Source organism: Candidatus Thiodiazotropha sp. CDECU1, assembly GCF_963455295.1.
Lineage (GTDB): Bacteria > Pseudomonadota > Gammaproteobacteria > Chromatiales > Chromatiaceae > Thiodiazotropha.
This window is the reverse complement of sequence record NZ_OY734020.1, coordinates 2,060,802-2,086,453: the sequence shown is the minus strand read 5'-3', so window position 1 is coordinate 2,086,453 and position 25,652 is coordinate 2,060,802. Positions and strand designations below refer to the sequence as shown.

At 51.2% G+C, this 25,652-nt stretch carries 23 protein-coding genes and 2 pseudogenes; 12 read left to right on the top strand and 13 right to left on the bottom strand.

What is annotated here, in order from left to right; translation table 11 throughout:
- Positions 1-51 precede the first annotated feature (51 nt).
- Complete coding sequence (locus R2K28_RS09445) at positions 52-2,016, top strand: sigma-54-dependent Fis family transcriptional regulator (protein ID WP_316369457.1); 1,965 nt, start codon at positions 52-54, stop codon at positions 2,014-2,016.
- 108 nt (positions 2,017-2,124) lie between these two features.
- A complete protein-coding gene (locus R2K28_RS09440) occupies positions 2,125-2,667 on the top strand; it encodes a flavoprotein (protein ID WP_316369455.1) in 543 nt (180 codons plus the stop codon).
- Positions 2,668-2,868: 201 nt separating this feature from the next.
- Here R2K28_RS09440 and R2K28_RS09435 read toward each other — a convergent pair whose 3' ends face one another.
- Positions 2,869-3,624, bottom strand: coding sequence for a slipin family protein (locus R2K28_RS09435; RefSeq protein ID WP_316369453.1), 756 nt, complete (start codon positions 3,622-3,624; stop codon positions 2,869-2,871).
- On the bottom strand, positions 3,621-4,973 hold the full coding sequence (locus R2K28_RS09430) for an NfeD family protein (protein ID WP_316369452.1): 1,353 nt from the start codon (positions 4,971-4,973) through the stop codon (positions 3,621-3,623). The genes R2K28_RS09435 and R2K28_RS09430 overlap by 4 nt, the downstream gene beginning before the upstream one ends.
- A 436-nt stretch (positions 4,974-5,409) precedes the next feature.
- Between R2K28_RS09430 and R2K28_RS09425 the strand changes: the two genes are divergently transcribed.
- From R2K28_RS09425 to R2K28_RS09400, 6 genes are all read left to right on the top strand, one after another.
- Complete coding sequence (locus R2K28_RS09425) at positions 5,410-6,285, top strand: PstS family phosphate ABC transporter substrate-binding protein (RefSeq protein ID WP_316369450.1); 876 nt, start codon at positions 5,410-5,412, stop codon at positions 6,283-6,285.
- Positions 6,286-6,487: 202 nt separating this feature from the next.
- Entirely contained in the window at positions 6,488-7,564 is a 1,077-nt protein-coding gene (gene phoU, locus R2K28_RS09420) for a phosphate signaling complex protein PhoU (protein WP_316369448.1), read from the top strand.
- 1 nt (position 7,565) lies between these two features.
- Entirely contained in the window at positions 7,566-8,498 is a 933-nt protein-coding gene (gene pstC, locus R2K28_RS09415) for a phosphate ABC transporter permease subunit PstC (protein WP_316369446.1), read from the top strand.
- Between the two features lie 6 nt (positions 8,499-8,504).
- Positions 8,505-9,374 (top strand): phosphate ABC transporter permease PstA, encoded by an 870-nt coding sequence (gene pstA, locus R2K28_RS09410; protein ID WP_316369445.1) that lies wholly within the window; start codon positions 8,505-8,507, stop codon positions 9,372-9,374.
- Between the two features lie 2 nt (positions 9,375-9,376).
- Positions 9,377-10,189 carry a phosphate ABC transporter ATP-binding protein gene (locus R2K28_RS09405; RefSeq protein WP_316369444.1) on the top strand — a complete coding sequence of 271 codons (813 nt, stop codon included), beginning with the start codon at positions 9,377-9,379 and terminating at the stop codon, positions 10,187-10,189.
- 263 nt (positions 10,190-10,452) lie between these two features.
- Positions 10,453-11,232 carry a phosphate ABC transporter ATP-binding protein gene (locus R2K28_RS09400; protein WP_316369443.1) on the top strand — a complete coding sequence of 260 codons (780 nt, stop codon included), beginning with the start codon at positions 10,453-10,455 and terminating at the stop codon, positions 11,230-11,232.
- Positions 11,233-11,239: 7 nt separating this feature from the next.
- Here R2K28_RS09400 and R2K28_RS09395 read toward each other — a convergent pair whose 3' ends face one another.
- Positions 11,240-12,073, bottom strand: coding sequence for a class I SAM-dependent methyltransferase (locus R2K28_RS09395; protein WP_316369441.1), 834 nt, complete (start codon positions 12,071-12,073; stop codon positions 11,240-11,242).
- A 231-nt stretch (positions 12,074-12,304) separates the two neighbouring features.
- A complete protein-coding gene (locus tag R2K28_RS09390) occupies positions 12,305-12,826 on the bottom strand; it encodes a PEP-CTERM sorting domain-containing protein (protein WP_316369439.1) in 522 nt (173 codons plus the stop codon).
- A 411-nt stretch (positions 12,827-13,237) separates the two neighbouring features.
- Here R2K28_RS09390 and R2K28_RS09385 point away from each other — a divergent pair, with 411 nt between their 5' ends.
- The 3 genes from R2K28_RS09385 (at position 13,238) to R2K28_RS09375 (ending at position 15,241) form a co-directional block, all read left to right on the top strand.
- Positions 13,238-13,540, top strand: coding sequence for a hypothetical protein (locus tag R2K28_RS09385; protein ID WP_316369437.1), 303 nt, complete (start codon positions 13,238-13,240; stop codon positions 13,538-13,540).
- Positions 13,541-13,548: 8 nt separating this feature from the next.
- Positions 13,549-13,941 (top strand): c-type cytochrome, encoded by a 393-nt coding sequence (locus R2K28_RS09380; protein WP_316369435.1) that lies wholly within the window; start codon positions 13,549-13,551, stop codon positions 13,939-13,941.
- 271 nt (positions 13,942-14,212) lie between these two features.
- Complete coding sequence (locus tag R2K28_RS09375; protein WP_316369432.1) at positions 14,213-15,241, top strand: transposase; 1,029 nt, start codon at positions 14,213-14,215, stop codon at positions 15,239-15,241.
- 234 nt (positions 15,242-15,475) lie between these two features.
- On the opposite strand, the pseudogene R2K28_RS09370 reads toward R2K28_RS09375, so the two are convergent.
- The 5 genes and pseudogenes from R2K28_RS09370 to R2K28_RS09350 all read right to left on the bottom strand — a co-directional run.
- A pseudogene (locus tag R2K28_RS09370) lies at positions 15,476-16,378 on the bottom strand (transposase); the annotation flags it as partial.
- Between the two features lie 134 nt (positions 16,379-16,512).
- Complete coding sequence (locus R2K28_RS09365; RefSeq protein WP_316369426.1) at positions 16,513-16,989, bottom strand: hypothetical protein; 477 nt, start codon at positions 16,987-16,989, stop codon at positions 16,513-16,515.
- Entirely contained in the window at positions 16,986-17,543 is a 558-nt protein-coding gene (locus R2K28_RS09360) for a hypothetical protein (protein WP_316369423.1), read from the bottom strand. The genes R2K28_RS09365 and R2K28_RS09360 overlap by 4 nt, the downstream gene beginning before the upstream one ends.
- Before the next feature lie 71 nt (positions 17,544-17,614).
- The gene (locus R2K28_RS09355) at positions 17,615-19,150 is read right to left on the bottom strand and encodes an IS1182 family transposase (RefSeq protein WP_316365261.1); all 1,536 of its coding nucleotides are present in this window, start codon (positions 19,148-19,150) and stop codon (positions 17,615-17,617) included.
- A 146-nt stretch (positions 19,151-19,296) separates the two neighbouring features.
- On the bottom strand, positions 19,297-19,608 hold the full coding sequence (locus R2K28_RS09350; protein ID WP_316369420.1) for a hypothetical protein: 312 nt from the start codon (positions 19,606-19,608) through the stop codon (positions 19,297-19,299).
- A 315-nt stretch (positions 19,609-19,923) separates the two neighbouring features.
- Here R2K28_RS09350 and R2K28_RS09345 point away from each other — a divergent pair, with 315 nt between their 5' ends.
- Positions 19,924-20,991 (top strand): integron integrase, encoded by a 1,068-nt coding sequence (locus R2K28_RS09345; protein WP_316369417.1) that lies wholly within the window; start codon positions 19,924-19,926, stop codon positions 20,989-20,991.
- On the opposite strand, the pseudogene R2K28_RS09340 reads toward R2K28_RS09345, so the two are convergent.
- The 4 genes and pseudogenes from R2K28_RS09340 to R2K28_RS09325 all read right to left on the bottom strand — a co-directional run.
- Positions 20,988-21,191 (bottom strand): annotated as a pseudogene (locus tag R2K28_RS09340) (V-type ATP synthase subunit D); the annotation flags it as partial. The gene R2K28_RS09345 and the pseudogene R2K28_RS09340 overlap by 4 nt on opposite strands.
- A gap of 459 nt (positions 21,192-21,650) precedes the next feature.
- On the bottom strand, positions 21,651-22,946 hold the full coding sequence (locus R2K28_RS09335) for an NAD(P)/FAD-dependent oxidoreductase (protein ID WP_316369414.1): 1,296 nt from the start codon (positions 22,944-22,946) through the stop codon (positions 21,651-21,653).
- Positions 22,947-22,963: 17 nt separating this feature from the next.
- Positions 22,964-23,542: a c-type cytochrome gene (locus tag R2K28_RS09330; RefSeq protein ID WP_316369411.1), complete on the bottom strand. Its 579-nt coding sequence runs from the start codon at positions 23,540-23,542 to the stop codon at positions 22,964-22,966.
- 32 nt (positions 23,543-23,574) lie between these two features.
- Positions 23,575-25,563 carry a cytochrome C gene (locus R2K28_RS09325; protein WP_316369408.1) on the bottom strand — a complete coding sequence of 663 codons (1,989 nt, stop codon included), beginning with the start codon at positions 25,561-25,563 and terminating at the stop codon, positions 23,575-23,577.
- Positions 25,564-25,652 lie beyond the last annotated feature (89 nt).

The window sequence follows — 25,652 nt, the reverse complement described above, 5'->3', positions numbered from 1 at the left end:
CAAGGAGGCATCTTTCTTACAGGGACTGATTGCGACCAGAGGTAAATAAAGGTGGACAAAGCCATCCTTCACAACGACATATCCAATCACGAAGAGTTCGTACGCGCCGCCCTTGACGGCAGCCATATCATCCACTCTTCCGATATAGACGACCTGACACTCAGGTCCTGGCGTCGCTGCCGTGATGAATACGGACTCGATCCCGGCGTGTCACCCAAGCCTGTCATTATCGATCGACAGGATCTGCGCGACCGCCTGCAAAAGTATGATCGTCTGCTGGACATCGCCCGGGTCGAGATGACCGATCTTTATCAGCAGCTGGCCGGTTCCGGTCATGCCATTATGCTGACAGACAAGGACGGAATCCTGCTCAATTTCATCGGTGATCCCCAATTCACCGATGCTGCCGCACACGCCGGTATGCAACTGGGCGCCGTGTGGAGCGAGTCTGTTCAGGGCACCAATGGCATGGGCACCTGCCTGGTTGAGCAGAAACCCCTCGTTATCCACAAACAGTCACACTATTTCTCCCGCAATGCCACCCTGACCTGCGCCGCCGCACCCATATTCGATCCCCATGGAGACATCCTGGCGGTACTCGATGCCTCCAGCGAGTCGCAGATGGCTCAGCAGCACACCATGGTGCTGTTGAACATGTCCGCCCAGGTGATTGAAAACCGGGTTTTCTTCTGTGCCATGAAAGAGGCCTTCGTGCTGCGCTTTCATTCCCGTTCAGAGTTCATCAGCACGCTTGGCGAGGGCGCCATCGCCTTCGACGCAGAAGGTAAGATACTGGCCATCAATCGTAGCGCCATATTCCAACTCAACCTGGAATCGCCACAACAGATCGTGGGACACCCGATTCAGCAACTCTTCACCACCTCCCTCGGCTCCCTGCTGAATAACGTCCACACCCATGCCTTCCCGATTCGGGAATCGCAACACGGCAAACGTTTCTTTGCAACCCTCCAGGCGCCGGAGAAGAGCTGCCGCAGCAACGTCTCCCAATCCAAGGCTAAAACACCTTACAGCAACAAGGGTGACGAGAATGACTACCTGGGGAGTTCCGATTCCCTGGACGCACTGCACTTCGATGAGCCACGCATGAAGCGCAACGTGAAGACCGCCATCAAACTGATCGAAAGAGATGTCCCCTGCATGTTGTTCGGTGAGACCGGCACCGGTAAGGAGATGTTTGCCCGGGCATTGCACCAGGCCAGCTCCCGACACGAAAAAGCCTTTATTGCAGTGAACTGCGCATCCCTGCCTGAATCCCTGATCGAGAGTGAACTCTTTGGTTACAGACCTGGCGCATTCACCGGGGCCAGCCGGGAGGGCAGCCGCGGCAAGATCGTACAGGCAGACGGCGGCACCCTGTTTCTTGATGAGATCGGCGATATGCCCCTGCACCTGCAGGCCCGCCTGCTGAGGGTGCTCGAGGAGCGTGAAGTGACACCCCTGGGCGGAGAAAAACCGATCAAGGTCTCCCTCAAGCTGGTCAGCGCCACCCACCATAACATCAAGGACATGGTGGAGGATGGTGATTTCCGCGAGGACCTCTACTATCGGCTGCATGGCGTCTCGATGACCATGCCTCCCTTGCGGGAACGCACTGACAAGCTTGAACTGATCAAACACATCGCCCAGTTGGAGGCAGGCTCCTCGGCGGAATTGACCTGGGAACCCGAAGCCCTGAAATTGCTCGAAAACTTCCCCTGGCCAGGCAATATTCGCCAGCTGCGGAATGTGCTTCGCACCTGCACGGCACTGTGTGAAAACAACTTGGTGACAATCAACGATCTGCCTGAGGAAATCCGTAATATTGTCTATGACGATGAATTTCCAGACGCAGCGGAAGCCAATCTCAATGCCCTGGCGATTGCTGAACGCGACGCACTCTTGAGCGAGCTCGAAGAGATGCATTGGAATATCAGCAGGGTCGCCAAAAAGCTCGCCCTCAGTCGAAATACTCTCTATCGGCGCATGAAACGGTTCGGAATCTCGCCGCCCCGTTGATAATTCCCAGACCATGGATGGTCCTAGTCCTGCATAACATCCTATCTGACGAATTCTCTATCCTTTACGACTGAAAAGCGTGCCGGTATCTTTTACTATACGTTCACTATGAATGAATCATCCTCGAAATCAAAGTTGCGCGAAGCATGGGCGATCACCGGATCCGGTCACTATCTCAAAGAGTGTCTTGAACTGATACAACATCGATCCGACGTGGACCTGTTCCTGAGCAAGGCGGCGGCGGAAGTGCTGCCAATGTACGACTTCGATGTAAAAACACTTAAAGAGCGCTTCACCTGTTTCCGTGATACCACTGCCAGCGCCTCCCCGGTGGGACTCTTCTATCAGGGTCGTTACAGGCGCCTGGTAATCGCCCCTGCCACATCCAATACCATTGCCAAGATGGTTTGGGGGATAGCCGATAGCTTGGTAACCAACATTTACGCCCAGGCCGGAAAGTGCCGGATTCCGAGCATTGTCTTCGCCTGCGATACCGAGCCGGAAATGGAGACAGAGGCGCCAGGCGGCATGGTCATGGTCTATCCAAGACAGGTTGACCTGGATAATGTCAAACGATTGCAGGATTTTGAATACACCTCGGTGGTAACCAGCTATGCACAGCTTCTCTCCACCCTTGAAGAGCTGGATTGAGTCAACGGTGCGGCAAGCCGCACCCTACATGTAAGCGAAGTGTAGGGTGCGGTTTACCGCACCAGTGCATGGCTTATCCAGTTGTCAGATATGGTGTAGGGTGGGGCTCTGCCCCACCAAAATGCATTGCAAGCACCCACCTATTCTCGACCCGGACATTAGGGCGTAGGGTGGGGCCCTGCCCCACCAAATGTACAGCTGTTAGCTGCTGCTCTTCTTTTTGAGTAGCGGTTCCAGCAGATCCATTGGCAGCGGAAAAACCAGGGTATGACTCTTATCCCCGGCGACCTCTGTCAGGGTCTCCAGGTACCTGAGTTGAATCGCCTGCGGCTGTTTGGCCAGGATACTGGCCGCTTCAACCAACTTTTCAGCAGCCTGCTGTTCGCCTTCAGCATGGATAATCTTCGCCCGCCGCGACCGCTCTGCCTCGGCCTGGCGGGCGATCGCCCGGATCATGCTGTCATCCAGGTCGACATGCTTGATCTCCACATTGGATACCTTGATCCCCCAGGTATCGGTCTGTTGGTCAAGGATGTTCCTCACATCGTTATTCAGGCGGTCGCGTTCTGCCAGCATCTCATCCAGTTCGTGTTGCCCAAGCACGGAACGCAGTGTGGTTTGAGCCAGTTGGCTGGTGGCGGCCATGTAATCTTCTACCTGAATTATCGCCCGCTCAGGATCCAGTACACGGAAGTAGACCACTGCATTGACCTTGACCGAGACATTGTCGCGGGAGATGACATCCTGGGAGGGCACATCGAGCACGATGGTGCGTAGATCGACTCTGACGAATTGCTGGATTATCGGGATGATGATGATCAGTCCTGGCCCCTTGACCCGCCAGAAGCGCCCCAGCAAAAACACCACACCCCGTTCATACTCACGCAATATCTTGAGTGCCGAGGTGAGAAACGCGATGACCAGAAACAGAATAACCGCATAGAAATAGAGCGTCATGATCCCTTCTCCTTATCAACCGGCATAATCTTTAATACCAGGCCCTCTCTGCCGGTAATCTCTACCAGCTGATCTTTTTTAACAGGTTGCTCGGAGCGGGCCCGCCAAATCTCACCATGCACCCTGATATCACCATCACCGGTGAAATCTTCCACTACCACACCTTCGCTGGTCAACATCTCCTCACGTCCACTCACCACAGGGCGGTTACGGGATTTAAGGGCCATGCCGATGACGAAGACCATGAGGAAGGCACTGCTCACGGCTACAACCAGGATCAGTGGCAGCGATATACCGAATCCCGCCTGGTCGGTATCGATGAGGATCAATGAGCCGATGGTGAAGGCAACCACACCGCCTATGCCCAAGGTACCGAAACTGGGCACGAAGGCCTCCCCAACCATCAAAGAGAGTCCAAGCAGGATCAATGCAACACCGGCATAGTTGATAGGCAGCAGATGGAATGCATAGAGCGCCAGCAGCAGGGAGATGGCGCCCACCGTACCGGGGACAATGGAACCGGGATTGGCAAACTCGTATATCAGGCCATAGATGCCCACCAGCATGAGGATATATGCCAGATTGGGATTACTGATAATGCTCAACAACTGACTCTGCCAATCTGGCAGGTGTTTCTGCAAAACCAGATGCTCGGTATTCAGGGTCTTACCGCCCAGGGGTAGCTCCACCTCGGTGCCGTTCAGTGCAGAGAGCAGGCTGTTGATGTCTGCTGCAATCAGATCGATCACACCCTGTTTCAACGCCTCTTCAGCGGAGAGACTGGCCCCATCCCTAACCGCCTTTTCGGCCCAATCCCCATTGCGCTTTCTTAAAGTTGCCAGGCTGCGTATATAGGCGGCTGCGTCATTGACGACTTTGCTTGTCTTGGCATCTGTCGCCGGGACTCGATCATCCTCCCTCTCATCTTCTGCCTTGGTTTTGTCTGGTGTCGCTTTCGGAACTCCACCCAGGGACACAGGGGTGGCAGCCCCCAGATTGGTGCCCGGTGCCATTGCCGCGACATGGCTGGCATAGAGTATATATGTACCGGCACTCGCGGCACGCGCACCACCAGGCGCCACATAGGTGACCACAGCCACCTGGGAGGCGATGATGCGTTTGATCATGGCCCGCATCGAAGTGTCCAGACCGCCCGGGGTATCCATCTGCAGGACAACCAACTCCACGGCTTCCTGTTCAGCCTTATCCAAGGCCCGATCAAGATAATCCGCAGTGGCAGGTCCTATGGCACCAGAGACCTGGAGAAGAAGACCCTTGTTGCTTGGCGGATCCGCAGATGGCTGACCAAAACATAGGAAAGCAAAACAGCTGAACAACAGAAGGGACATCACATATCGAGACACAATCCACCTCACAATGTAACTACCTTAATTCTAGACTCTTGGGAAATCACTGCCTTCAGCTGCACAATGCCCACCAGGGTGCCGCATATATAACAGTGAAATATCAATTAGTTATAAATATGTTTACCAAACAGTCAGATCTACGCAATCATCACACCAGGTCCCTGTCGGACGGGTCAGTTTGGCTGGCAGCATGTAATTTTCACTGCGCTGAAAAAAAATAAATAAATAAATAACCTTTTCTTGTCACGAAACTGTAATATTATTTACATATAGTTGTAATCTTTCTGTAATCATTGATTGCGGGACAGAAAAAAATAACAAGGTACCTGACGTTGATTTAGGTTACCAGTTCAACCATCCATTTTCGTTTTTTGTGCTTTTTCGGATAATCGAATACAACTATTTAAGGGTGTTCATAATGAGGAAAATCTCAATTGTCATTTCAGTGGCAGCCAGCAGCCTGTTTTGTCTTCTCTCCGCACAGGCGGCGGATCGCACCGTCATTCAGAACAAGGGCTCTGACACACTGGTCAATGTTGCCCAGGCCTGGGCTGAGGAATACGGTAAGGTTGACGCCAATGTGGCGGTTGCCGTGTCAGGAGGCGGTTCGGGTACAGGCATCGCCGCCATGATCAACGGTACGGTAGACATCGCCAATGCCAGTCGACAGATGAAGAAGAAAGAGTTAAAGCTGGCGAAATCCAAGGGGCAGGATCCCATTGAGCATGTGGTTGGTTACGACGCCCTCGCTGTTTTTATCCATCAGAACAATCCGGCAGATACCTTCAACTATGAACAGCTGAAATCCATATTCGGGCGCGGTGGCAAATCCACGAAATGGTCCGATTTAGGTTTGGAAGTGCCAGGGTGTAAGGGTGGAGAGATCGTCGTTGTGAGTCGTCAGAACAACTCCGGTACCTACGTCTATTTCAAAAAGGAAGTCCTCGGCAAAAAAGGCAAGTATCGCCAGGGTACACTTGACATGCATGGCTCAAAGGATGTGGTCGATCTTGTTGAGAAGACCCCATGCGCGATTGGCTACAGCGGATTGGCCTATGCCACCGACCATATCAAAATGGCCTGCGTTTCTAAGGAAGGCGCTACTTGCATCAGTCCCAGTGTCGAGACGGCCAGTGACCGCAGTTACCCTATTGCACGACCACTATTCATGTATACCAATGGTGAACCAACGGGAGCCATCAAAACCTATCTTGACTGGGTCAAAAGCGACACCGGTCAATGTATTCTGCTGAAAAAGGGATACGCACCGATACGCGGCGTAAGCTGTAATTGAGATGACGATTTTCCGGTCCAGGTACGTATTGCGCGCCTGGATCGGGATATCCACCCTCTGCCCGACGTAATAAACTTATCGAATAGGATTTGGATCTCATAGACGAGCACCAGATGGGCATTTATGCCATCTAAACATTACTGATTCTATATAAGAAAAGCCTTTGTCATCAGTGACGGCATGCAAAGCGGAGCATCTAACAATGGGCCACCTCGAAGAACGACTGGAACGCGACCTCAATAATATCCACGACCGGGTGGCAAAAATGGGTGCGCAGGTACAGGAAGCTGTCAAAAATGCCGTTAAGGCTTTGCAGACAGGGGATAATAAACTCGCCTACATCACGGTGTTGAATGACAACCCGATCAATCGCTGTATGCGTGATATCGACAGCATCTGTCACCGCTTCTTCGCCGTCCATATCCCTAGCGGCGGGCACTTACGACTTCTCTCCTCAGTGATACGCGCGAATATCGAACTGGAACGTATTGGTGACTATGCCGTCACCATCGCCCGGGAAGCGGCACAGCTATCTCAACCCCCCAGTGGTGGTTTGGGCAGGGAACTCGATCGTATCGCCAATGAAACCATGAATATGCTGCAACTGGCCATCAATGCCTTTACGGAGCTGAATGCCGACAGCGCCAAGAGCACCATGCAGATGGCAAGTGAGATGGAGCACAATCTGGATGTTGTCTATACCGAGATGATGGAGAATGACGATCGCGCCAAGGTCGAAGAGGTGCTTGCGATTTTCGTCATATTCACCCAACTCAAACGTGTATCCGACCAGGCTAAAAATCTTTGTGAAGATACTGTGTTCGCCGTTACAGGAGAGCAGAAACAGCCGAAGACCTTCAACATCCTCTTTGTCGACGAAGACAACAGCAGCCTGAGTCAACTGGCGGAGGCCATCGCCAGAATCAATCATCCGACTATAGGCAACTATACAAGCGCCGGACGAATAGAGGCCCAAGCGCTCAATTCCAACCTGGTCAAGTTCATGCAGGAAAAGGGTATCGATTACAGCGATGCCGAGCCGACCTCCATTGAAAAGTTAACCCCTAAAGAGATATCTGATCAGCATGTGGTCGTTAGCCTGCAGGGAGAGATCTCCTCTTACCTGCCACGCGTACCCTTTCACACATCGGTAGTCGAGTGGGGCCTGGGTGAGGCACCGGAGGATGAGGATATCCATGAATACGATTCGATCTATCGTCAATTGGCAATACTGATTAAGGACCTGATGGAATTGCTTCGTGGTGAGGGAGCAAACTGAGATGTCAGAGGTCGAAAACATCCAACAGTCGATACCTGCGGATTTCGACAGCCGGAACCTGGACTGGTATATCGACAAGCTTGTGCAGTCCCTGGTCTTTGTCGCGGGCATCTCGGCAATCATCTTCATCATAGGTATATTTGTATTTATCACCATGGAAGGTATGGGCTTTCTGCTGGAGGACTTCAGCTTCAGAGAGTTTTTCCTCTCGCCATTTTGGGAACCCTCTGATGAGGACGACCCTGAGTATGGCATTCTCGCCTTGGTGGCAGGTACAGCCAGTGTTACCGGTCTTGCCATGGTGGTGGCCATCCCCTTCTCCCTCGGCGCCGCTATCTTTATCGGTGAGTTTGCCACCGGCAAGCTGAGAGAGTCGCTAAAGGTCCTGGTGGAATTGTTGGCTGCCATCCCCTCGGTGGTCTGGGGATTCATCGGTCTCTCCATCATGAATCCGTTGATTATCGATCTGTTTGATGTGCCTGTGGGTTTAAATGTGCTCAATGCCGGCATCATACTCGGTTTGATGGCGGCACCGATCATGACCTCAATTGCGGAGGATGCCTTGAAAGCGGTACCCGACCGTTATCGTGAGGCGGCGGAAGCACTGGGTGCTACCCGTTGGCAAGTCATCTTCAAGACAGTTCTTCCTGCTGCGAAGAACGGTCTGCTCGGGGCAGTCCTGTTGGGCGTGGGGCGTGGCTTTGGCGAGACCATGGCGGTATTGATGGCCACCGGGCATGCGGTGAACATCCCCGGCAGCCTGTTTGATCCGGTACGTGCGCTGACCGCGACCATCGCTGCGGAACTGGGTGAGACCGCGGTGGGATCACCTCACTATCAAGCGCTGTTCACCATCGGCATCTTTCTCTTCATCATCACCTTCCTGATCAACCTCACCGCGGATCTCATCGTCCGTGGTATTCGTAAGGGTTAAATCGCAATGTTCGCCGAATCTGCATTGAATGTACGAAATAAAAGGGTTCAGAACCTGTTCCGTATCCTGTTTCTCATGATGACCGTTCTATTGATCATTCCGGTTGTCATTATCCTGGCCACGCTGATCATCAAGGGCGGAAGTATCATCTCCATCGATTTTCTGTTTACCGACCCCACCAACGGCATGACAGAGGGCGGCATCTTCCCCGCGCTATTGGGGACGATTTGGATCGTGGCGGTTGCGCTGCTGGCATCGGTTCCACTTGGCGTGGCAGCAGCCATTTATCTCAATGAGTATGCCGGTGACAACTGGTTCACCCGAATTATCCAGTTGGCCATCATCAATCTGGCAGGGGTTCCATCCATCGTGCATGCCCTGTTCGGTGTCGGCGCCTTCGTTATCTTTTTCGGATTTGGCACCAGCATCCTGGCAGCCAGCCTGACCCTGGCCATCATGACCCTGCCGGTGGTGATCGTCTCCACCCGGGAGTCGTTACGTGCCGTCCCCCAGGCATTCAGAGAGGCCTGCTGGAACATGGGCGCCACCCGCTGGCAGACCATACGACGAGTAGTGCTGCCGAATGCGGTCAGCGGCATCCTCACCGGCGTAATCCTGGAGGTGTCACGCACCACCGGCGAAACCGCCCCCATCATGTTCACCGGCGCGGCATTCTTTCTGCCCTTCCTGCCCCAAGGCGTCTTCGATCAGACCATGGCGCTTTCGCTGCACCTGTTCGTGGTCGCCACCCAAGTACCCGGGGTACCGGATAACCTGCCGTTCGGTGTCGCCCTGGTGCTGATCGCCATGGTGCTGTTGATGAACAGCATCTCCATCGCCTTCCGCATGTATCTGCGAGGTAAAAAGAAATGGTAGACATGAGCCTCAATACCGCAGCGGCCGACGTTATACCGGAAGAGGCGGTCGAAGCCACCGCCCCTGTCAAACTCGGGGTCAATGACTTGACCATCAAGTATGGCGAGACACCTGCCCTGAGCAATGTCAATCTGACGATTCGCGAGCACGAGATCTTCGGCATCATCGGTCCGGCCAACGCCGGCAAGACATCTTTTCTCAAGGCCCTCAACCGCATGGACACCTTCAACGCCAACATGAGTGTTGAAGGTCAGATTCTGTTCAACGGCCTCGATGTGCATAAGCTGAAAAACATCTATGCCCTGCGCAGCCGTATCGGCGTCGTCTTCCCGCTTCCCGTCGGCCTGCCCCTGACGATCTATGAAAACGTCGCTCTCTCACCCCGCCTGCGCGGCATCAACAATAAAAGCGATCTGGACATCATCGTCGAACGCTGCCTTACCCGGGCCGCATTGTGGGACGAAGTCAAGGACAGGCTCTACTCCCTGGGCAGTCTTCTCTCCGGTGGCCAGCAACAGCGCTTGACCATCGCCCGCGCCCTCTCCCAGGAGCCGGACCTATTGATGCTGGACGAGTTCTCCATCGCCGTGGACCCGGTAACCACCATGCGCATCGAGGATGTGTTGAAGGAGCTGAAGCATGACATGACCATCATCCTGGTCACCAACCTGGTACAGCAGGCGAGACGACTTGCGGATCGAACAGCCTTTTTTCTCGAAGGTGAATGTGTGGAGATCGGTGAAACCGAGGATCTCTTCACAGGCGAAGTAGAGGACCAGAGAACCCGTGACTATGTAGAAGGTAAATTCGGTTGATCAGCAACAACTGTCAAAAAAGTCACAATTTGAACGTTGGTGGCGCCTGACGGTTGTTTTTCGCAGTAGCGGCAAGGACGCCGCGTAAGCCCCGTCAGCATACCCCAAGGGCACTTCCTTCGGGCGCATGGAACTGCTGTCGGTGCGTCGGAGAAAGACAACCGTCAGGTGCCGAGGGTCAGAAAAGTACTCCTTGTTACAGAATTGAAAACTGCAAATACTGAGAAACTTCTGCCAGTTACAAACAAACACAAGCTAATACAATGAATGAACAAGCACCCGAGTTAGCCATCAAAACCAGCAAGCTCAACCTATGGTATGGGACCTTCCAGGCCCTCTTCGATGTCGATCTCAATATCCGCAACGGTATGATCACCTCGATGATTGGACCCTCCGGTTGTGGCAAGTCGACCTTCCTGCGCAGCGTCAACCGCATTAACGAACGACTCGGCTATGTGCGTATCGAAGGCAACATCGATGTCATGGACAAGAACATCTACGATCCGGACGTGGAACTCGTCCAGGTACGCAAACAGATCGGCATGGTATTCCAACGGCCGAACCCCTTACCTATGTCGATACGCGACAATATTCTGTTCGGTCACCGCATCCATGCCAAAAAAGCAGGATCATCGAACTCCGACGAGGATGAGATTGTCGAATCCGCACTGCAGCAGGTGCTGTTATGGGACAAGGTAAAAGACCGGCTCAACCAGAAGGGAACCGAACTCTCCCTGGAAGAGCAACAGAAGCTATGCATCGCGCGGCTTCTGCCGGTAAAGCCGAGTGTACTGTTAATGGATGAGCCCTGCTCCGCCCTCGACCCTAAAGGTACCGCCGCCGTCGAGGAACTTATCTGGGAACTGCGTGGCAAATACACCATCCTCATCGTCACCCACAACATGGCGCAGGCCAGGCGTGCCAGTGAAGAGTGTATCTTCATGTTGATGGGCAAGGTTGTGGAGCACCAGGCAACTGAAGACTTGTTTGTTACGCCGGATAAGAAAGAGACTGCGGATTATATTGAGGGGCGTTATGGGTGATGAATTTTCAGATTTTTTCAAAATTCAGACGATACACTGCATAACCATTCAGGTCTCTTGCAAATAGATTCAGCATCAACCAGCTGACAAATTTCGGTATTTTCACTTCATCCCAAAGGAGACCCAGCTCTCCTGCCCGTTTGAACATTGGAGTGCGTTCAATCTCTTTATAGTCATGCTCAAAGAAAATCTTCTCCGGCAAATCGGGTCTTTCCGTGAATCTACCACCGGATGCTACGAGTTTTGAATGAACACTCTGCGCAAACTTTGTAAAAAAACGCTTTGTCATCAAATCGCAATAGAGTACGTGCCTGGGAAACAATCCTTGGATGCTACAAATTGTTTTTCTGATCGCCTCCGGTTCCAGATACATGAATACGCCTTCAATAATAATAACTGTTAAATTCTCGCTACTTTCTTCTCTAAGCTTCTCAGACAAAGAATCATGGGTAAAGTCAATTGAAATCCGACTTAGTGGGTTAGAACACTCCTGCACTGGCAACCTTTCATTTTTGTAGTTGATTATCTGTGGTTCATCAATTTCTATCCATATGCCTCCCTTTGATCGATACGGTCGAGTATCGAATCCTGCACCAACAGTGATAATCGTCAGCTTATTATTTTCAGCTAATTCGGTAGCAAGATAATCATCAATAAGTCGGCACCTCACGATATTCGATATGTTAGGCATTTTCTCCGACTTGAACGGCTCGAATATCTGTTTGCCCCTCTCATCCATGAATCTTTCTGCATAGACATCCTTGCAGATTGAGCGATTTTTCCTGGCATCCTCCATCCGTATGCCACAGCAGTAGTAAGCAGTATTTGATATTGTGTTCACTCTGCCACTCCTTATCTGTTTGCCTTACGTTTGGATATACTCTCCGAACCAATGCCATTTATAATCCCTGCATATTCTCGGTTTATATATCCTATCGATGGTTATAGATCTATAGTGCAATTTATAAAAGCATAGTAAACGGAAATAAACTGGTGAAATAAACTGTTAAATGGGATTTATAGATTGGTAAAAAAAAAGAGGGGCGTGAGCCCCCCTCAGTGCATGGAGGTGCTAAATTGTTGATCGACGAATACGAGCAACGCCTATACCGACTATACCTGCTCCCAGAAGAAGTAGTGTAGAGGGTTCAGGTACATTCGAATTTGTATTTGTACCTGTATATGTCTGGATGGCAAAGACCGCTTCCGCACGACTCATGTCAAGCTGGCGCTCACCACTATCTATATCCAGGGTAATGCTGTGATCATCAAACGAAAAGTCTGTCAATCCAGACACAAAGGTGTTTGAAGTCATTGTCACGCCTGTGATGACATCATTAAAATCACTAAATATGTAATCACCAAATCCACTCCAGGAAATCAGGTTCGTGACAGAGACGGTTAAAAGGTTCTCGTCAAAATCGAAATCCATATAACCACCATGTGCCTCAAACTCAATTCCCGCACCAATTATGGCAGTACCCGGTGTCAGTGTGTTTCCTGACCCATTGATCGTATCGCCTATCATTATTGCTTGTGCGGTGAATGGGAGCCCAAGCAAACCCGTAAGAACTGTTTTGAGTATCCGTTTCATATCAATATCTCCTTTCTCCTTTGATTATTTCTTACACTTAACATCCATTTCTCCGATGAATAGGAAATAGAGCACTATTCATGCCGCACAATAAAATCAGCGAGTTATAAAATACCCGAAAATATTCGTGTAAATTAATCCGACGATATTGAAGATTGAGTTTTTGGAGAGAACAAAGGACACAAGCCTGCTTGTTGAATATTTACTTCAAACTTGCCAAAAAACATGCTGAAGGGTGATCTGCCCCAATCCTTTTATGCGTATCGAAACCCGATGCATGAGACAGTGGAAGAGTTGTGATTCTCGGCAGATTAATAACCCCAGACTAAACCTAGTTGAAAGCCATGCTTGCTGCTCCATATACTTCTATTTACCCGACGATTAAGTATGTCGTGTTAATCGGAGATTAGCGTGAAGATAATCATTACCCTCGCACTCTTAGTATCAGTCGGTTCCTGGGCCTTTCTCGGATTGACCTTTGCCAACCTGTTGTCGGGTTATTTCGAAGAGCGCACATGTTTGACAGACTGCGTAAAGACTTACTATTTCGCGGCAGGCGCTTTGGGATTGCTCGGCGCAGTGCTCGCTGCCTATGCATGGATACGTTCAGGATTCAGCGGCTGGCATTTTCTCTCTTTGGTGGTAACAGCACTCCCCTTTAGCATTGTTACAGGCATCTTCACCATTGGCACACTGGGAACCATGTCCCACTAAGCGTAGCCATGTCACGAATCTTACCCATTGCAATTTGTCTCTATCTGCTTGGCGGGTGCAGTGAGCAGGCGCCTCAAGAGGAATCTGTTGTGGATATGCCACGTTTCGCGGAAGAGCACCTGGCAAAGGGACGCGGCATCTGGATGGGGACCTGTCGCAACTGCCACCTGATGGGCGTCTCGGGTGCACCTGCGGTGACAGATGCAACTGCATGGGCACCACGAATCGAAAAAGGCGCCCCCAGCCTCTACCAAAGTGCCCTGAACGGCATCAAGGGAAGCGACGACAAGTTTCGCATGCCGCCCCGGGGTGGGAACAACCGGCTCAAGGATGAACAGATCAGACAGGCGGTAGACTACATGATTGCATCAGTTGGGGTTCTGACAGAGAACAGCAAATAAGATTCTTGGCACTACCTTTCAATCTGGCGACCTCATGAATGGATGTCTGCAATACTTGGCAAGACTCGTAAAACCAGGACACCATTGACACGCCAGATCCATCTAAAAATTGTACTCGATTCCATATTAAATCACACCATGATCGACCAGAAGAATTATCAACAAAAACATCACTACTATAGTATATTAAGACAGTCACCATTTGAAAAGAGCATTCAGGTGCATTAAAGTCAGGCGGCACAAGGAATGTAACCATGCCACGGAGCCGGCCATGACGATATCGCGCAAGCAACAGATCTGTCTTGAAGAAACCCCCTATTACCATTGTGTATCGCGCTGTGTGCGCCGCGCCTTCCTGTGCGGAGAGGATGAATTAACCGGTCGTAGCTACGAACACCGTAGAGACTGGATAGTGGAAAAGCTCAAGCAGCTGGATGGGGTATTCTCAATCTCGATCTGCGCTTATGCCGTGATGCACAATCACACCCATACGGTGCTGAAGATCGACCGGGAAGCTGCTTTAAACTGGCATGATGAAGAAGTAATAGCCCGATGGACCAAGCTCTACAAACCAAGCCCTATCGTAAGCCGCTATCTGAGTGGCATAAAGCTAACAAAGGCCGAACTGGATGTGGTTGCCGAAGATATCGAAAAGTGGCGGCACAGACTCTACGATGTCAGCTGGTTCATGCGCAATCTCAATGAAAGTATCGCAAGACAGGCCAATGAGGAGGACAATTGTACCGGGAAGTTTTGGGAAGGCCGATTCAAAAGTCAGGCCCTGCTTGACGATGCAGCCCTATTGACCTGCATGAGTTACGTTGACCTCAACCCGATCCGGGCAAAGATAGCCGATCGACCGGAAGCATCAGACTTCACCTCCATCCAGGATCGTATCAGACATTATCAAAAAATACTTGAGCAGACAGGGAGCCGCACAGAAGCCGCAAGCACAGCGCCAGCGCATTTAGTGCCGTTTGTGGGTGGTGAGCACCAAGACAAACCCACAGGCTTGAACTTTAGCCTGCCAGACTACCTGGCACTGACCGACTGGGCAGGGCGAGCCATCAGAGAAGATAAATCCGGCGCCATTCCTTCAGAACTGGCACCAATCCTGGAGCGCTTGAATATCGCCCCGGAAGCCTGGCTGGATAGCGTCAAAAACTATGGCAAAAACTACAACACAGTCATCGGAACAAGGGAAGGGATCAAGCAGTTCACGCAAGCTATAGGTAGCGGTAGAAAGTGGTTCTGCGCGAGTGGGTATTCGTTGCAGATCTATCAGACATCGCCCGCCTGATATCTTTCAAACCCAGCCTGGGTCATGTATGCCAATCAAAGCGTATTGGCAGGAAGCTTCTTGTGCCTTGTTCTGGAAATCCTCATCTAGGCCACTCAATTTGAAGATGATAATCGATTAAACCTCCTGGATTAGTCGATGGTGGTCATAATTTCATTCCAACAGAAATAAATGGAAGCTGGGGAGCACATTTTCTTCCTTCAAATGGTGCCTGTCCTAGATATCTCCACTCTCGTATAGTGCTTCATTAATCCGTAGGCGTTTGTAGCGCGCTTCTACTGATGTAAGGATTGGCTGTAATGTGTGGTGCTCCTGACCCTCTCCAAAGGCTTGCGCGTCAATGAAGATCTGGTGCTTTTTGTCGACCGCTGCGAGGCCGTTGTAGCCCTGGATTGTGCCTTTCGAGGTGGTCATCTTGGCGCTTTCGTTGTCGGTGAGATTACTTTTTACTTCCTTTTGTATCTTGCCTTGGCCCATCCGTGGGCTTTGCGACTTTAAAAAGTGATCGATCCTCTCATAGGCTTGGTTGAGCGTTTCGATGGTTTGTTTTCGGCGTTGATCCCTTTCATCATCGCGATTTTGGTGCTTGTCCTGTTGTTTGTGCGCCTCCAGATGGTAACGGATCTGGCGCTTGATCTTGGTTCGCTTTTGCTCCAACTCCTTAAAGGTCCCGGACCACTCCTTTGAGGCATTCGATGGCATCTTGCAACCATCTATGGCAAATAACGCATGTCCGAGCAGGCCTTGCTCATCACAAATCAATAGTATCTGTTCGAAAAGTGATTCGATCTCTACACTACGACTACTGATAAAATCTGCAATTGTGGTGAAGTGAGGTGCTTTATCGCAGCACAAGGCTTTGAATAGGATGTTATGGTGGCACTGCCACTCAAGATCTCGGCTGGAGGTGATGCCCCGTGAATAACCAAACAGGATAATCTTTAGCAGAATTGCTGGATCATAGGCCGGCCGACCCCCATCATCATTCTTGAATTTTGGGTAAAACACCGATAGATCAAGCTTGTTATCAATCAGGTAATGGATCGCGTATTCGAACGTGCCGGGGACGAGTTGATCGAGATAATTGATGACAACCATACTGTTTTGGTTGTAATCGTAAGGGATGAATTTAGGCATTGAATGACTCCCTTTCCTTTATCTCCATTCTATCATTAATTAAGCAAAAAATAGGGTTTTTCTACAGCCTCAACGCCTCGCATCAGCGGTTGACAAAAGGCGTAGCCTTTTGGCAATCCGGCTGCATGCGTTTGTTATGTGGTTGGTTTCCATTCAGGATCGCCGTATATATTGTATTTTTTAGGATCAAGGTTTATTTGAACCCAGGCCATAAATGCCTGTACGAAGTCTTTTTCACGACTCCCAATTATTACGTAATTAGCCAACGCTTTTAGTATTGCCCCTACTGCACACTCATCAGGGTCCAGTTCAATATAACCGTCTTCACCTTTATCCATGTGTTTTAGGTGATTGATAAAAAAAAGATCATTGATTTCTTTACCATGAGACTTAATAGTGCCAGTTGTATCACACCGCTCCATCTCATTCTTCAAAGAAATTTGGGTGAAATTTTCTTCTCCTCGATTCAATACCAGTTGGCACAATATAACATCAGCTGCGCCTGCTAATGTAACTACTGAAAATTTATCACCTCCACTAACAAATAGCCCAATTGCGGCCTCCAACTGATTTTCTGCGAGATTAAATTTGTTGTGTTTTTCTAATGTCATTCGGGCTTCATGTTTTCAGGTAGTTTCAAGTACTCATCCATAAGAGTTTGTCCATCCATATTGTTCCACGCCCACTGAAAGTAAGCTTTGACAAAGGGTTCGTCCTGGCCGTTAATCTTTATATAATCGGCAAGCGCACGAGCAAGAGCATCAGATGCCATCTTTTCGAGATCCAGTTCTACAATTTCAGGATCATTCTTTGACATATGCCTGTGAACAATAACACCGATTTTTTTACTTATGTGATGAAAATATGATTGTCGCTTAGGGGTGTGCCCAACTAATTCGCGATGCACTCTTCGAGCATAGTCAACAAAAGGCTCGTGCCCCGCATTACGAACTAAAGTGTCGAGAATGCCGGTAGCAGCACCTGCAAGTGTAATGACGGATGAGCGATCTCTTCCATTTAGAAAAAGCCTGACAGCAGTTTCAAGTTGATTACGAACGATTTCACTTTTGTGCACTTTCATTGTAGCCATTGCTAAACCACATAACGAGCCTGTCGAAAAACCTGATTTCGGAAAATAGATTTCCCTATGATCAATTTTTGACAAAGCTTTTTCATTGTTTTACTGATTAATCAACTTCTTTAATTGTTGCACCAAACTTTGTTTCATTCTCGATTCTAAGTCCATTCCCATCCATACCGGTGGATCTTCAGGATATTGTGTAACATCATCATCAATTTCCATTGACCGTCAACTTTCCTTTTGCCTCTATAGCTGAACCGATTGATCCCAATGGCATCAGTGAGATGGCCAAACACCGGTTCAACCGTACCTAATCGTTGACTGTAGATATGGCGGCCTCTTGGGCTATCGATCTTACGCTTCATCCGTTCGAGGATTCCCGCCTTCTGTTCCTGCGTGATATCCAGTGTGACATTGATCTGCCTTGGTGTATGCTGGGCCTCGTTTCTCAGGCAGCGTTTCCTCAAGCCGCAGTTGTCGCAGTCTTGTTCGTAGCCCTGGAACTGCATGAACAGGTGATGGCCGATTCTTGCCCGACGGGCTTTTAGCCACATTGCCTTTCCGGCAGGACACCGGCAAGTCTCGTTATTGCGGTCAACCTTAAACTCGCTCTGGCTGAACCGTTCCTTCTCTTTACGCTTGTTTCTCTCTTTCGATGCCTTGTGATCCTTGAACCGGGGGTCGCGGGCGCGAAAGCCGGTGTCCGCCAGATAGCCGTCTATGCCTTCGGCTTCCAGGTATTCCAGGGTATCCCGGTTGTGGTATCCCGAGTCGGCAGTGATCTTGGTCTTTTGCAGTTTCCTCTCTTCTTTGGGGCTGCTCTCTTTGAAGGTCTCCCTGATCCCTTCTATTACGGGCTTGAGCAGACCATGTTCCTGGCCTTGCCCAAAGGCTTCGGCGTGCACGACCACCTGGTGTAGACTGTCGGCGGCGGCAACGCCGGTGTAGCCCTGGATAACCCCGTGGCTGGTCTTCATCTTGGCGCTTTCGTTGTCGGTGATGTTGCTTTTGACCCTCTTCCCGCTTGTGCCCTTGCGCTCGGGCTCGGTGTCCAGGTGCTGTTTGATCTTACGTGAGGCTGCTCGCAGCTTTTTGATCTGCTCTTGCTCTCGCTCGTAGATATCCGGTTGTTGTTCCGCTGTATCCTGCTCACGATGGCGTTGCAGCATGCGTCGCACCGCGCGATCGATCTTCTGTCGTTTCTTCTTCAGTTCAGCATGTGTGCCGCTCCAGCTCTTGGACGCGTTTGAGGGCAGCTTGCAGCCATCAACGGCGAACATCTCTTTACCGATCAGGCCTAACCGATCACACACCAATACGACTTGTCCAAACAGGTCGGCTATCGTATCAGGGGCGCGGGAGATGAAATCTGCTACTGTACTGTGGTCGGGTTGCAGGTCTGCCGACAGCGCCATGAACACGATATTCTCGCGACATAGGCGTTCGATCTGACGGCTGCTGGTAATGCCCTTGGAATAGGCAAGAATGATGATCTTTAACAGCAGTTTGGGATCATAGGCAGGCCGGCCTGTGCTGTCGTTTTGATACTGTTGGTCAAATGCGCTTATATCAAGCTCGTTATCGATCAGGTAGGAGAGGGAGTATTCGAAACTGCCCGGCAGGATTTGTTTCTCATAGGACACGGGCAGCATTTTCATCTGATCGTAGTTGTAATCCTTATAACGTGCCATCTTCCTTTCTCCATGCACCGTTATTGTCTATGTGATTTTATCGGATTATGGGGTTTTCCGACAGCCTCAACGTTTACGGTAAGGGGCCGAGGCGAAGCCGAGGTCCCGCGCAGGGCCGCAGGCCCGGAGTGTACTTGACCGGCTTGTTATGTGTTCTTATTTCTGAGCAATTCATCTACTTTTTCCCAGTTTATGCAGTGGCGAGTAATAGGCCAGTAAAGTTTTACTCGAATGTAAAGCATTACTGTAAACAGGATACTGCCAATACCAAAAGCCCTTAAAATAACACTGCTAGTATTAGTAAGTTCAGATACAAGCCATATTCCAAATACGATGACGAACATAACCCACCACGTTTTAGGCTGTGCACTCAAAAATGCAGATAAAGATAATTTTTCTTTATCTTTGATTCTTTTCCAGCTCTCAAGCTGCATTATTTGCGCTTTATTTATTTTCATCTTTTACACATAACATATATTCAAAGGCACATTGCCTTATATCCCGTCAATTTACCCACTTCAAAGTGCAATCTTCCCACTATCCCGCAATTTATGCTGGATAGCGGGCCAAATGAACCTGTTTAAACGGGCAAGTTGCCTTATATCTAAATAACGAGAGGTGGTGATGAAGAAGTGACTTAACCTCCCTGTTAACACCTTATTTATACCATAATTCATGATTTTACCAATCGTGTGACCTGGATGACTAAGACGAATAAGTAGAGCGGTCATCGTGCAATTCGGGAAATGTTCCTTATATCTAAGCATCTTTTCTTGATTGACTTTTTCCAGGAACTAAAATACTATTATTTTAAGGGAGAACATAAAGAGAAAGTAATCATGGATGGTACCTGCCAGAAATCACCTTTTCTTCAAGAAGTTATTAACCAGATACGTGTGCGTCACTACAGCAGGCGAACTGAAGATACCTATATTCATTGGATCAAACGTTTTATTTATTATCACAAAAAGCGTCATCCAAAGGATATGAGGGAACGAGAAGTCTCTCAATTTCTTACCCATTTGGCAGTCAATGGTAATGTTTCAGCAAGTACGCAAAATGTCGCACTGAATGCATTGGTCTTTATGTACCGTTATGTGCTGGAACGACCTCTGAATGAAATCGATGGTATTGTCCGCGCCAAAAGACCGAAAAGACTTCCAGTTGTTCTGAACAGGCAGGAAGTGGCGCGGATTCTCAATAACCTGAATGGACAACAATGGTTGATCGGCTGTCTGCAATACGGTTCGGGGCTCAGGTTGATTGAGAGTGTCAGGCTAAGGGTCATGGATCTCGATTTTGATCACCGTGCGATCTATGTGCGGAGTGGTAAAGGGGGTAAGGATCGTGTGGTGACCCTCGCGGATGAAGTTGTTGTACCCTTGAAGCGCCATCTTGAAATTGTACGTACTTTGCACGAGCGTGACCTGGCGGAAGGGTTCGGGTCGGTTTATCTGCCTTTTGCTCTGTCGAAGAAGTATCCCAACGCAAACCGGGAATGGAAATGGCAATATGTGTTTCCCGCCACCCAGCGCAGCATCGACCCACGCTCAGAGGTCACCCGTCGCCACCATCTCGATGAGAGCAGCGTAAGAAAAGCGGTGAAATGTGCGGTGCATGCGGCCGGTATAAATAAAAAGGCCAGTTGTCACACATTGCGTCACTCGTTTGCAACGCATCTCCTGGAGCGTGGTCAGGATATTCGGACGGTACAGGAGCAACTTGGACATAAGGATGTTCGCACAACTCAGATCTATACTCACGTGCTCAATCGTGGCGGGTCTGCAGTTCGCAGTCCTTTAGGGGAGGTCTTGCAAGGTGAAGAGAAGGCAGCGGGTTAAATCTTCTCCTGATCCCGCAACACCTTCACCTGAAACAACGCATTCCTCTCTTCCTCTTCAAGCGCATTCTCAATAAACCGAATCGTATTGCGATACTGGGGAATGATGTTATAACGCAACGCATTCACCCGCTTCTGCGCCTTGCGTTGTTCGGCGATCAAGCGATTCAGGCTCATGGAGACCTCACCCATCTTCGCCAGTTGCAGAGTCCTTCATTGACGACCATCCCGATACGGGACTCAAGGATCATTGGATTTCCGGTTCCAAAACGCTTGGGAAAGATCATCCTACCCTGGCAAGACGCTACGAAATGATCGAGAAGGCGGTGAAGGATCCCACCAACAGATTGGCGAGGATATACCCGGATATTTACCGGAAATATCTGATTTTCATGAGAGTTTCTGATTATTCTCCAAACACCGAGAAAAGCTACCTTGACTGGAATTACCCTGTTCTTCTGTTCCATTCCGGAAAGCATCCCTGTGACTGCGGAGAAGATGTGTCCAGATACCGATGGCGCTGACAAATGTCTTGCAACAGCGCTTTGCAGTCGTCATGCAGATACATGACAAGCCAACTGAAGTGGGATATGGCTCGATCTAAAGATCAATACAATTGCTGGATAGGAATGCCATCCATGGCAGCCACTAAGCTATTCCCTACCCCAGCATGTCGTTGATGACGTTCTTGAACCAGCTATGGGCGAAACTCACCTCGCGCTTGCGCTGCTCGGCCGAAGCATCCATGGGTGAAAGCCCCCCCGCCCCTTTGATGGGCAGGATGGTATTGTTCGCCTCGTCAAGCTTGTAGACCGCGGCCACCGATATGCCGTGGGCCTCGCCGAGGATGCTGTAGCAGGTGTTGACGTAGGTGGGATCACCGGGATCCATGCCGGCGAACTTGGCGACGATGGCGGCGGCGGCGACCTTAGCCTGGGAGTTGGCGGCATAGGCCGATTTCGGCATCTTGGCGGCGCTGGAGGCGTCCCCCAGGACATAGATATCGGGGTGCAGGGTCGATTCGAATGTGCGCTTGTTGACCGGACACCAGTCGCCCTCCGTCAGGTTGGAGGCGAAAGCCACCTTGCCCGCCTTCTGGGGCGGAATGATGTTGATCACGTCGGCGGTGAACTCCTCGATCTCGGCCTGCAGGGTGCGGGTGTCAGGATAGAGCTCCTCCACCACGCCACCCCCCGCGGCGCCAACCCATTCGATCATGGCGTTCTCGGTGCCGAAACCGTAGAGCTGGGACCAGCCCTGCCGAAACAGCCCCTGTTTGGAGAAGGCGTCCTTGGGATCGAGGATGAGGATCTTTGCCTTCGGCTTATGGTGCTTGCAGTACATGGCGATCTGCGCGGCCCGTTCGTAGGGTCCAGGTGGACACTTGTAGGGATTGGGTGGGGCAACGATGATCACCTTGCCCCCTTCCGGCATGGACTCGATCTGCTTGCGCAGGGTGACCGTCTGTGGACCGGCATTCCAGGCATGAGGGATGGTCTCGGCCACCTCTGGATTGTAGCCTTCGATGGCATCCCATTTGAAATCGATCCCGGGGGAGACCACACAGGCATCGTATTCGAAGTTACCGCTCTGCTCGGTGACGACCTGTCGCTTATCCGCTTCGATGGCGCTGACCCGGTCGATGACGATCTCCACTCCATGGCGCTTCAGGCCTTCGTAATCGAAGGTGATGGAGTCGATGCTGCGGTCACCGCTCAATACCTCGTTGCTCATGAAACAGGAGGTGTACTGTTTCTTGGCCTCGATCAGAGTCACCTTCATATCGGGATTCAGCTTGCGCAGGTATTTGGCGGCGGTGCTGCCCCCTACTCCGCCACCCACGATCACCACCTTGGGACTGTTGGCCAGGGCAAGGGTGGGAAACAGCAGCGAGCTGCCCGCCAGGGTAAGGCCGCCACCGACGCGGATGAAGTCTCTGCGATTGATTTTGTTCATTGTTTCCTTCTCCGCGATCAGTGCTTGCTGCCGTAGTAGTGGATCAACGCAGGCACCGCCTGATCGCCCTGCTCCTTGATGACGGCCTCCACCTTGCGTTTCATCTTTCTTGGGTAGGGGCGCCTGCCTTCGAGAAAATCCTCCATGCTGAACTCGAGATAGGGTATCCACTGTCCCGCCAGGGTACCGGAGTCCCCCGCGCGACCACCCTCTTCATGGCACTTCTCGCAATGGGTGTCATGCAGCTGCTTACCCAGTTCAACCATCTGCTGATCCGTCGTCTGCACATGCAACCGCAGCTTCTGCTTGGCGAAGAACCAGGCCATGGCCTTGATCTGCTCGTCGCTGTAGCCCTTGGCGATGCGGTTCATGATGGTGGAGTTGCGCTGATCACGCTTGTAGGCATCCATGGCATCGATGAAGATATCCGGGTCCATCGCCGCGATGGAGGGGCTAGAGGGGCCGACGCTGGAGCCATCGGTACCGTGGCAGCCGGCGCAGGTGAAGGCCAGCGCCTGACCAGAGGGTCCTGACTGGGCAACCAACGGCAGTGATGCCAACACGGCCAGGAGTAGATTGCGAACTTTATTGCTCATGCTATTTTTTCTCATCATCTTCTCCACCCCCATCAGCTTGGCGAGGTCATCACACCGATCAACACCAGGGTCAGCAGGGCCAGACCGCTCATGATCAGCACTGTGGTGATGAAGGAGGCCGCCAGGTCGGCACGGCGCGAAGGGCGCCTGACCAGATGCCTATCCAGTTCACCTGACTCAACCAACCGGTCGTATTCGAGACGGTGGTCGTGCTTGAACTCCTCGATGGGAATCTTACCGGTGAAGATGGTGGTACTCATGGGAAAACGCTCGGGCCGGAAGTGCACATTGAAGAAATGTACTGAGTTGAGGAAGATGGCCGCCAGCAGCGCCTCCTCGGCATGCACCAGGGTGGCGATATTGAACATCCAGCCAGGCAGGATGATGGCAGTCGTCTCCGGTGCGAACAACATGATACCCGATGATCCGATCACCGCCGCACCCCAGAAAGGTGCCCAGTAGTCGAACTTCTGCCAGTAGGTCCAATGGGTGAAATCAGGCCGCTCGCCCTGACCGAGGAACCACCTGAACATGCGCTTCAGATCATCCCAATCCTTCCAGTTGGGCAACATAGAGGTGCTGCCAAACCACTTGAAGGACTTGCGATTGCTCCAGATGTTACTGATCGCAAAGGAGAGGTGAGCCAGAAATATTCCCAGCCAGATAACGGCGGCGGTGCGATGGATAATGCCCTCCATCTCGGTGCCACCGAGGAATATCACCACTGCCTTGGCCCAACCGGTATGGGAAAAGAGCAAGGTGGTACCGGTCAGGATCAGGACCATGGTGGCGATGGCGAAGAGTGCGTGGATCCATGTCCAAACAACCGGGAATCGGCGGAAATAGATCACATCGGGGTGATCCAGATCCTCGATGAAACCCTTGCCCTGGATGCGGTCCATCACCTCGCGGTAGAGCCACAGCACCACATGTACCCAGAAAAAGGCCATGACCGAGAAGATCAGTATCTGCATAAATATCTTAAAGAACCACAGACCCGGGTATTTCTCCCTGTCGTCCGCATCACCGTGGGGCCAGAAGGTGAGAAAGTTCTCATTGGCATCCTCGTGACAGACCCTGCAGTTTTCCAGGCGATTGTCAGCGTGGATCTCCGACGTGGGATCATCTTCGCCCTTGATCTTGTGGCTGCCGTGGCAGTCGTGACACTTGGCGGTATTGGTGTAACCGAGTCGGTGCACCTGGCCGTGGTAGGAGTCGAAGTAGGTGCGCTGGGCCTCCTCGTGGCAATCACCGCAGTTCTTGGTGATGGCCAGCTTGGCCTGATCCGTCTCGGGTGAGGCGATCTGATGGGTTGTGTGGCAGTCTGAGCAGACGGCCGATTCGCTGTCGCCCTCTTCCAATACTGCCTTGCCGTGGTCGGACTCACGGTATTCGTTGAGTTGTTTTCTGTGACACTCGCCACAAACCTCGGGATTCTTCAGGCGCTTCTCGGCGCGCTGGTGGCTGCCCAGGGTACCGATATCATGGGCTTCGTGGCAATCGTAGCAGGTGGCGTTGGTCTCCGACTGGTCTTGCTTGTTGGGCAGTGCATGCACCGAGTCGTAGTAGGCGTCGATGCTTTCCATCACTACCCCGAGACGTTCGTACTTCTCATCGGGGTCGTTGCGGTGCTTATCCCAGGTTTCCTGGTGACACTCCACGCAACCGACCACTACCTCTGGGGATTCACGGTGCGGTACCCGGTCAATGGTGGCATGACAGTTGGTGCAGTACTGTTCGCCATGTACGCTATCCTTGATCATTTCCGGGTCGGCATAGATATTGACAATGCTGCCATCATCCCGGGTATCGGTCTTCTCGTGGGCATCGCCATGACACTTCAGGCAGCGTTTGTTCGGGATGATCCGATCGCCGGTGACCGGATCAAAACCCGGAGGAGGTGTCTCCCCCAAGATAGTCAATACGCCCTCCCCCTCTGCACTCTGCACGGGAGCGACAAAACATAGGGCTAGAAGAAAAGAGAAAATCCAGACTGGCAATCTGACTGCCAAATACTTCATTATTATTTCCTCGCTGGTCAAGTGCACAACCGCTACAACGAGGCTTATAGGTTATAGACAAACAGAGCCAAAAGCGGAACTACAGTGCC

Coding starts and splice junctions, on each gene's coding strand:
- pstA (WP_316369445.1), top strand. CDS start 8,505: ATGTTCGCCGAATCTGCATTGAATGTACGAAATAAAAGGGTTCAGAAC.
- R2K28_RS09375 (WP_316369432.1), top strand. CDS start 14,213: ATGACGATATCGCGCAAGCAACAGATCTGTCTTGAAGAAACCCCCTAT.
- R2K28_RS09335 (WP_316369414.1), bottom strand. CDS start 22,946: ATGAACAAAATCAATCGCAGAGACTTCATCCGCGTCGGTGGCGGCCTT.
- R2K28_RS09330 (WP_316369411.1), bottom strand. CDS start 23,542: ATGAGCAATAAAGTTCGCAATCTACTCCTGGCCGTGTTGGCATCACTG.
- R2K28_RS09405 (WP_316369444.1), top strand. CDS start 9,377: ATGAGCCTCAATACCGCAGCGGCCGACGTTATACCGGAAGAGGCGGTC.
- R2K28_RS09325 (WP_316369408.1), bottom strand. CDS start 25,563: ATGAAGTATTTGGCAGTCAGATTGCCAGTCTGGATTTTCTCTTTTCTT.
- R2K28_RS09355 (WP_316365261.1), bottom strand. CDS start 19,150: ATGGCACGTTATAAGGATTACAACTACGATCAGATGAAAATGCTGCCC.
- R2K28_RS09400 (WP_316369443.1), top strand. CDS start 10,453: ATGAATGAACAAGCACCCGAGTTAGCCATCAAAACCAGCAAGCTCAAC.
- phoU (WP_316369448.1), top strand. CDS start 6,488: ATGGGCCACCTCGAAGAACGACTGGAACGCGACCTCAATAATATCCAC.
- pstC (WP_316369446.1), top strand. CDS start 7,566: ATGTCAGAGGTCGAAAACATCCAACAGTCGATACCTGCGGATTTCGAC.
- R2K28_RS09440 (WP_316369455.1), top strand. CDS start 2,125: ATGAATGAATCATCCTCGAAATCAAAGTTGCGCGAAGCATGGGCGATC.
- R2K28_RS09435 (WP_316369453.1), bottom strand. CDS start 3,624: ATGACGCTCTATTTCTATGCGGTTATTCTGTTTCTGGTCATCGCGTTT.
- R2K28_RS09350 (WP_316369420.1), bottom strand. CDS start 19,608: ATGAAAATAAATAAAGCGCAAATAATGCAGCTTGAGAGCTGGAAAAGA.
- R2K28_RS09430 (WP_316369452.1), bottom strand. CDS start 4,973: ATGTCCCTTCTGTTGTTCAGCTGTTTTGCTTTCCTATGTTTTGGTCAG.
- R2K28_RS09365 (WP_316369426.1), bottom strand. CDS start 16,989: ATGACATTAGAAAAACACAACAAATTTAATCTCGCAGAAAATCAGTTG.
- R2K28_RS09380 (WP_316369435.1), top strand. CDS start 13,549: ATGTCACGAATCTTACCCATTGCAATTTGTCTCTATCTGCTTGGCGGG.
- R2K28_RS09425 (WP_316369450.1), top strand. CDS start 5,410: ATGAGGAAAATCTCAATTGTCATTTCAGTGGCAGCCAGCAGCCTGTTT.
- R2K28_RS09390 (WP_316369439.1), bottom strand. CDS start 12,826: ATGAAACGGATACTCAAAACAGTTCTTACGGGTTTGCTTGGGCTCCCA.